At 66.0% G+C, this 8017-nt stretch carries 7 protein-coding genes; 4 read left to right on the forward strand and 3 right to left on the reverse strand.

All coding sequences use genetic code 11. The features are described 5' to 3' along the window. The first annotated feature begins 24 nt into the window (after positions 1 to 24). Both Q1J95_RS01100 and Q1J95_RS01105 read left to right on the forward strand, forming a co-directional pair. Positions 25 to 1455, forward strand: coding sequence for a potassium transporter TrkG (locus Q1J95_RS01100; RefSeq protein WP_300265308.1), 1431 nt, complete (start codon positions 25 to 27; stop codon positions 1453 to 1455). Continuing rightward, entirely contained in the window at positions 1448 to 2119 is a 672-nt protein-coding gene (locus tag Q1J95_RS01105) for a TrkA family potassium uptake protein (RefSeq protein WP_300265310.1), read from the forward strand. The genes Q1J95_RS01100 and Q1J95_RS01105 overlap by 8 nt, the downstream gene beginning before the upstream one ends. Positions 2120 to 2173: 54 nt before the next feature. Here the strand turns inward: Q1J95_RS01105 and proC are convergent, their stop codons facing one another. Beyond that, positions 2174 to 3013: a pyrroline-5-carboxylate reductase gene (gene proC / locus Q1J95_RS01110; protein ID WP_300265313.1), complete on the reverse strand. Its 840-nt coding sequence runs from the start codon at positions 3011 to 3013 to the stop codon at positions 2174 to 2176. Between the two features lie 78 nt (positions 3014 to 3091). Here proC and Q1J95_RS01115 point away from each other — a divergent pair, with 78 nt between their 5' ends. Next, on the forward strand, positions 3092 to 3403 hold the full coding sequence (locus Q1J95_RS01115; protein WP_300265316.1) for a hypothetical protein: 312 nt from the start codon (positions 3092 to 3094) through the stop codon (positions 3401 to 3403). A gap of 138 nt (positions 3404 to 3541) precedes the next feature. On the opposite strand, the gene tadA is transcribed toward Q1J95_RS01115, so the two are convergent. Beyond that, positions 3542 to 3997 carry a tRNA adenosine(34) deaminase TadA gene (gene tadA, locus Q1J95_RS01120; RefSeq protein ID WP_300265319.1) on the reverse strand — a complete coding sequence of 152 codons (456 nt, stop codon included), beginning with the start codon at positions 3995 to 3997 and terminating at the stop codon, positions 3542 to 3544. Positions 3998 to 4029: 32 nt separating this feature from the next. Here tadA and upp point away from each other — a divergent pair, with 32 nt between their 5' ends. After that, positions 4030 to 4662: a uracil phosphoribosyltransferase gene (gene upp / locus Q1J95_RS01125; RefSeq protein WP_300265322.1), complete on the forward strand. Its 633-nt coding sequence runs from the start codon at positions 4030 to 4032 to the stop codon at positions 4660 to 4662. A 217-nt stretch (positions 4663 to 4879) separates the two neighbouring features. On the opposite strand, the gene Q1J95_RS01130 is transcribed toward upp, so the two are convergent. Continuing rightward, a partial coding sequence (locus tag Q1J95_RS01130) for a bifunctional RecB family nuclease/DEAD/DEAH box helicase (protein WP_300265324.1) occupies positions 4880 to 8017 on the reverse strand: 3138 nt, incomplete at its 5' end.

The following is an 8017-nucleotide window of genomic DNA, read 5'->3' on the forward strand; positions in this document are numbered from 1 at the left end:
GCAGACGAAGCCGGGAGGGGCGACATGTCGAGCATCGGCGCATCGGGTGCTCCGCGCGGGCGCGTGCGCGACCTCTGGCATTTCGTCCGTCGCCTCGTGACGTCATCGCCGTCGCGCTTCGCCATCACCGTCTTCACCGGACTGATCCTCCTCTTCACGGCGCTGTTCTCCCTCCCGATCGCCTCGGCGTCTGGCGCTGTCACCCACCTCAGCGATGCGCTCTTCACCGCGGTATCGACGATCTGCGTCACCGGACTCGCCACAGTCGACATGGCAACGCACTGGTCGCCGTTCGGCCACGTGCTGATATTTCTCGGCGTGAACATCGGCGGGATGGGCGTGCTGACGCTCGCGTCGGTGCTGGGCCTGGTGATCTCGAAGAAACTCGGGCTTCGCGCCAAACTGCTCGCCGCCGGTGACAGCAACCCGATGCGCGCGCACGGCGGCCCGATCAACGAGGGCCAGACGGTGCGCCTGGGCGAGGTCGGCCAGCTGCTGAGAACCGTGGCGCTGTCACTGCTGTTCATCGAGCTCGCCGTCGCTGTGTTGCTATACCCCGGACTCGTGATGGCCGGGATCCCCCCGCTGGCGGCGCTGTGGGAAGCGCCGTACTACGCCGCGATGTCGTTCACGAATACCGGTTTCACCCCGAACGCCGGAGGCGTGGTCGAGTTCGCCGATGACTATTTCGTGCTGAGCGTTCTCATGGTGAGCGTCATTCTCGGCAGCATCGGATTCCCCGTGATCTACACGTTGCTGAAGAACCACTTCCATGTGAAGCGGTGGTCGCTGCATTCAAAGCTCACCCTCATCACCACCGGCCTCCTGTTCATCGCCGGCGCTGGCGTGTTCTTGGTTCTGGAATACAACAACCCGCTCACCTTCGGGTCGATGGATGCCGTCGACACGACGTTTCAGGCCTTCTTCATGTCTGCCATGACACGCTCGGGCGGCTTCAGCGTCGTCGATATCGGCAATCTGAACGGCTCCTCTCTCGTCGCCGGTTCCATGCTGATGTTCGTCGGCGGTGGCTCAGCGTCAACGGCCGGCGGCATCAAGGTCACCACACTGGCTGTGCTCGCCATTGCGGTCTGGTCTGAGGCACGCGGACGCCAGTCCGTCGAAGCGTTCGGCCGCCGCATCCCCAGCGATGTGCAGCGCGTCGCACTCTCGGTCGTCGCCTGGGGCGCCACGATCGTAGCGGTCTCGACCATCGTGATCGCCCAGATCACCAAGGCGCCAGTCGACGAAGTGCTCTTCGACGTCATCAGCGCGTTCGGCACGGTGGGACTGAGCACGGGTCTGACCGCCGAGCTGCCCGACTCGGCGTCGTACGTCATGGCCGCCACCATTTTCATGGGGCGCATTGGTACAGTGACTCTCGCCGCGGCCGTCGCCGCGACCTCCCGTTCGCAGCAATACTCGCTGCCCGTCGAAAGGCCGATCGTTGGTTGAAGTCCTGCGGAGCGATGCCCCCGTGCTCGTGATCGGGCTCGGACGCTTCGGCGCCGCGTGCGCGGGCGAGCTCGATCGACTCGATCGCGAAGTGCTCGCGATGGACGAGAACCTCGAGCTCGTGCAAAAGTGGTCTGATCGCGTGACCCACACCGTGCAGGGCGATGCGCGCAACATCGACGCCCTGCGTCAGATCGGCGCGCAGGACTTCCAGGTGGCCGTGGTCGCGGTGGGGTCGCTCATCGAGGCATCCGTGCTGATCACCGCAAACCTCGTCGATCTCAAAGTTCCCCAGATCTGGGCCAAAGCCGTCTCGCAATCGCATGGAAAGATCCTCGCCCGAGTCGGCGCCAACCACGTCATCTACCCCGAGCGCGAGGCCGGCGAACGCGTCGCGCACCTCGTCAGCGGACGGATGCTCGACTTCATCCGTTTCGACGATGATTTCGTGCTCGCCAAGATGTATCCACCCAAGCTCATCCGCGGTGTCGGGCTGAACGAATCGGGCGTGCGCTCGAAGTACAAGGTGACGGTCGTCGGCGTGAAGAGCCCGGGCAAGGAGTTCCGCTACGCCGAAGCCGACACAGTCGTGACCAACCACGACCTCATCATCGTCTCCGGCACCAACCACGACATCGAACGATTCGCGGCGCTGGATCGCTGAGCGCCAGGACGTTCAGGAGCGGGCATTTCAGGACCCGCCCATGAGCCTTGTGTTTCAGGAGCCTGCGGCCAATTCCTTCGCACGCGCAAGCGCCGCATCCGTCGCCTCGGCGAACACCCGGCCGAGCTGAGCGTCCTGGAGGACGGCGACGGCACGCTCTGTGGTGCCCTTCGGGCTCGTGACCCGGCGGCGAAGCTCGCCGGGTTCGTCATCAGATGCCGCCAACAGTGCCGTCGCCCCGATGAAGGTCTGCTCTGACATGAGCCTGGCATCCGCCTCGCTAAACCCCTTGCCGATCGCCGCCTTCGTGAGCTCTTCGATAAGCAAGTACACATAGGCCGGGCCAGAACCCGAGATCGTCGACAGCGCGTCGATCTGGTCTTCGGGCACCTCGATGACCGCGCCGACAAGCTCGAACAGTCGCCGCACGATGGCCAAGTCGTCGGCCGAGGCGGCTGGGCCCGCAGCGAGACCGGTGACGCCTTTACCGACCGTGGACGGCGTGTTCGGCATCGACCGAATCGTGCTGACCTGACTGCCGAGCACGCTCGCGAAGGTGTCGAGGGTGACGCCGGCCGCGAGGCTCACGACGATGGCGTCAGGGCGGAGCGCGGGGGCGATCTCGCGAAGCAGGTCGGGAACCATGTGCGGCTTCACCCCGACCAGGATGACGCGGGCCGCTGCCACGGCGTCGAGGTTGCCGTTCGGTTGCTCTTCCAGTGCGATCGCTGTGACACCGTCGAGACCGGCGAGCGTGGCTGCCTTGTCAGCGGTGCGATTGGTGGCCGTGATGCCGCCGTCGACAGGTGTGCCCGAGCTCACGACGCCGTGCAGAATCGCACCGCCCATCGAACCGGCACCGAGAAACGCGAGGGAGGGAAGAGTTTCAGCCATGTCGCCATCCTACGGGCGGCATCCGACAGCGCCGAAGAGTCTCAAGCGCATCTGAGGCAACAGAACTAGAATCGCGTCATGAGCGGATCTGCCAGCAAACCTGACCTTGACTCGATCATGGATGCCATTCTCGGCTGCGCCGACGTCGAGAAGCTCATCAGCCTGAAGACGCACACCGTCGAAGACGACGAGCTCCTCGTCCTGGCGAAGGTCGCACTCCCCGCTGAGAAGACCGTGCGCGACATCGCTGACGTCATCGGCCAGATCGAGCAGCGAATCCTCGACACCGTCGCGAATGTGCGCGCGGTCTACATCCAACCCGACATCTACCGTCCGTCGCTGGATCCCGAGCCGCCCACGGACGTGTTCGTCCTCAAGTCCGAAGACTGAGTCGGGTCGCACCGCCGGGTGTGCCGGGCTGGGCGTGCCGAATTCCGGACGCACACGGCATCGCTCGGTGTGTTGCGGTGCTGACACGCGGCACAGGGGGCTCTCGGTCTGCAATTCGGCCCGCCGCGGCCGCCCGTGTTAGCGACGTCGCTCGAAGAAGTCACGCAGCAGCGCTGTCGACGCCTGCTCTTCGACGCCCCCGATCACCTCTGCTCGATAAGGCAGCCGACGATCGCGCAACAGGTCGTACATGGACCCGGCGGCCCCTGCCTTGTCGTCCCACGCACCGAACACGACGCGGTCGAGGCGCGCCTGCAGAATCGCTCCCGCGCACATGACGCATGGTTCGAGCGTGACGACGAGGGTGTGCGTTTCGAGATTCCAGGAACCGACGGATGCCGCGGCCCGCCGCATCGCGACGATTTCAGCGTGCCCCGTCGGATCGTGGCTCTCTTCACGCGTGTTTCGACCTTCGCCGACAACCCGGCCAGCGTGATCGAGCACGACGGCCCCGACGGGAACCTCACCTGCCGCTGCGGCTTCCGCGGCGAGCTCGAGAGCACGCCGCATCCCCTCGCTGGCTGTCGTGCGCATATTCTCAGCCTATTGCGCATTACCCTGTAATCATGCGTGTTCACGTCGCCGACCACCCGCTCATCACTCACAAGCTCACGGTGCTGCGCGACAAGCGCACCCCGTCTCCTGTCTTTCGGCAGTTGACCGAAGAGCTGGTGACCCTGCTCGCGTACGAGGCGACGCGCAACGTGAAGGTGTCGCCCGTGGAGATCACCACCCCGGTCAAGAAGACGATGGGTGTGAAGATCTCTGAGCCGCGGCCCATAGTCGTTCCGATTCTGCGCGCCGGGCTCGGAATGCTGGAGGGGCTCGTCAAGCTCCTTCCCACCGCCGAGGTCGGTTTTCTCGGAATGATTCGCGACGAGACGACGTTCGAGCCGACGACGTACACCGAGCGCCTGCCCGATGACCTCAGCGACCGGCAGTGCTTTGCCATCGACCCGATGCTTGCCACGGGTGGCTCCCTGGGGGCGGCGATCGAGTTCCTGTTCCAGCGCGGCGCGCAGGATGTCACAGCCATCTGTCTGCTCGGAACCCCCGAGGGCGTCGCGACGATCGAGAAGATCGTCGGCGACAGGGATGTCACCCTCGTCCTGGGGGCGCTCGATGAAGGGCTCGATGAGAACCGCTTCATCGTTCCCGGCCTCGGCGACGCCGGAGATCGGCTCTACGGCACGGTCTGAGTTTGCGCCGGAGCTTGTGCCGTGCTGCCATGCCCACCCGCGCCGCGCGGCCCGTGCGGCCCGTGTCGTGCCGTGCCGAAAACAGGAGAAGTCCCCGAAATCAGGAGAAATCGGAACAATTGCTCCTGATCTCAGTCAGTCGTACTGTTCTCGGTCAGCCGCACTGACCTCCGTCATTCATCCTGATCTCAGTCAGTCCTCCTGACCTGCGTCAGCCCTACTGAGCGTCTGCCCCCACGAGCCGCGCGAAGGCGCTCAACCGCGCGACACCTTCGGGCGTGCGGGGCAGGTCGTCGAGCAGGGCCGGCGAGTAGACGAGGAAAGCTGCGACCTGAGCCCGTGAGACGGCCACGTTGAGGCGGTTCTGCAGGAGCAGGAACTCAGGCCCGCGCGGAGCATCCCGCCCGCTGGATGCCGCGAGCGTCGTGATCGAGACGACGGCCTCTTTACCCTGGAAGTTGTCGACCGTCCCCACCGGCACCTCGCCGAACCCTGCCGCAGTGAGCGCATCGTGGACAAGCTGCTTCTGCGCGTTGTACGGCGCGACGACGATGAGGTCGGACTGCGTCAGCGAGCGCGGCTGCGCGCCCGGTTCGGTGAACTCCCGCCCGATCAGGTCGCGGACGAGTCGCACGACCTCGTCCGCTTCTTCCGGCGACTGGGTCGCGTTGCCGCGATGCCGGAGCGGCTCGAGATGGACGCCAGGTTCGATGCCGTCGATCACGCGCTGTTCAGTGCCGGATGCCGAGGCCAGCTGCCCCGCATATGACAGCTGCGACACCGGTTCTGCCACGGCGGGATGCATCCGCCAACTGCGATCGAGAAAGTACCCGTACTCTGCTCGCACGACGGCGTCGCCGTTCATCACCCATCCGAGGGCCGACGTGTCGACCGGCTCAGGGTGCGCCCCCTGGCTCACCTGCGGAAGCTGCTGCGGATCCCCCAGCAGCAGCAATCGCTTCGCCCCCGCGGCGACGGCGATCGTCGAGGCGAGCGAGAACTGCCCGGCCTCGTCGATGACGATGAGGTCAAGGCCGCCGCGCTCAACCCGCGTGATGTTGCTGTAGTCCCACGCGGTTCCGCCGACGACCACACCCTCGCCGTCGTGCTCGGCGAGGAACGGCGCCATGCCCGTCTTCGGGATCGACGTGTAGGCGGTATCGCTCCCCTTCTCTTTGGGACTCTTCGCCACCTGGTTCGCCGGAACGCCGGCGGCCACGACCCGTTCGAGCAGCGTCTCGATGATCGCATGCGACTGAGCCACCACGCCGACACGGAAGCCGTGCTCGTTGACGAGCCGTGCGATGACGTGCGACCCGGTGTAGGTCTTGCCTGTGCCGGGCGGGCCCTGCACAGCGAGGTAGCTGCGATCAAGGTCGCGCACAGCGCGGACGATCGCATCGATCACGTCGTCCCCCGCGGGAGGGAGCCCGGCACCCGAGAGCGTGCGCGGCGGCACACGCCGCAGAATGTCCGTGGCCGCATCCTGCGGGAATGAGGGGGCCGCCTGGTGAACGGCATCCGCCCACTCATCGATCGCGCCCTGCAGCGACACGACTCGCGGCGGAGCGGCAGGTGTGAGAGCGAGCGGAAACTCATTCCACGTCTGGCCGTCGACCGCGGTCTCCGAGATCACATAGCCGTCGTCGAGAAGCTCGACGATCTTGACGGTGCGCGCCACGTACACGGCCCGCGATGGAGCATCGACCACGAAGGGCGCCGGAACCGGATACAGCGCGAACGGCTCGCCTCCCTCGCCGAACGTGGTGCCCGGCGAGATCTCACCACGGATCTCGACCTCACGTGACATCACCCGCCGCCCCTCTTCGACGCCCCATTCGCGTCGTAGCGCAGAGGCTGCGGCATCCACCCGCACCACGTCACGCGTCTGATCCCACATCGAGATCGGTTCGCGCAGTCGCTGGAAGTGCGCTCGCCAGAAGGTCGCGGACTCGCGCGGGTAATAGTCGATCGCAGCGGCCGCGACCCGGTGCGTTTCACCGTCGCCACCTCGCTGCACGTCGTTCTCGGCATCGGCGAGCAGAGCGACCGAACGCGGGGACGGCTCGTAGATGACCTCGTCAGGCACGTCGGGCGGGGCGGGGTTTATGCCGCGCTCTTTCGCGATCTCGATCAGCCAGTTGCGCAGGCGCCGGGTCGAAACGCAGTCGTAGCAGTTGTAGTCGGCGAGGTCGGCGAGCACCGCCTCAGCCTCGGCCGTCTCACCAGCGGCGGCGAGACGGCGCGCCGCCACGTACTGGACGATCGAGTCGTCGCCCTTCTGCACGTCGCTGGTGCGCACGTCATCGCCCATGTACAGCGGTTCGAGCTTCTTGATCGAATACGACCGGGAACCGACACGCACGGTGCGCAGCACGAGCGGGTAAAGATCGACGAAGACACCTTCACGCAGCAGCGTGTCGACCTCACCTTCGCGGACGCCGTGGCGCGCCGCCATCGCGCTCAGGTGAGAGGTCTCGTACGGCGCATAGTGATAGATGTGCATGTCGGGATGCGCGGCCCGGCGCACGCTGACGAAGTCGAGGAACTGCTCGAGCGCCTTCTTCTCATCGGCGAAAGTGTGGGCCCACAGCGGCGTGTACTGGTCTTCGTTGTCGACCCAGCCGAACAGGTAGTCGATACCCCACTGCGCCGTGCCTTCCGGTGCGGTTTCGGTGTAAAGCGGGTCACCTTCGAAGTCGCAGAAGATGTCGCCGCGGCTGGGACGCGGGAGGGTATGGATCGCGGCCGGGTGATAGACGTCATACGTCGGCGTCTCATCGGTCTCAGAGCGCAACTGCAACCGCGCCTGCGCGCGGAGCGATTCGAACGTGTCGATGTTCATGCCGGGCGGTGGCGCAGCGGCCGCGGCGAGCGCGTCGATCGTCTCGATGCCGTGGTCACGCAGGCGTGTGCGCTGCACCGGACGCATACGAGCGACCATGAGCAGGTCGCGATGATCCGTCACCTGTTCGTCACATGTCGCGCATCGCCCGCACGCGACCAGCCCGATATCGCCCCGCTCGTCGCCCCACGCCAGCGGCGTGCCAGCCGCACCCGCGCTGACGTCGCGGTCGGCGATCAGCGAGCGCAGACGTGCACGGCGCACATGGAACAACGGCAGCAGATCATCGACGCGGTGGGTGCTGATACTGCCGTCACCGAGGATGAGGTCGACCTCATCGGAGCGGGGGATGCCGAGGCCGTCGAGCTGGTCGACATATGCCGCCAGCTGCATGAGAGCTGTGACACGGGCCGTGCGGGCGAGCTTGGAGTCCTGCACCCGCCACCTGCCGTCGTCATCGCGCAGCAGGAAGTCAGCGAACCCGACGAACTCGTCCGTGGCGAAGGCGGC

This window comes from Microbacterium sp., assembly GCF_029263575.1.
Lineage (GTDB): Bacteria > Actinomycetota > Actinomycetes > Actinomycetales > Microbacteriaceae > Microbacterium.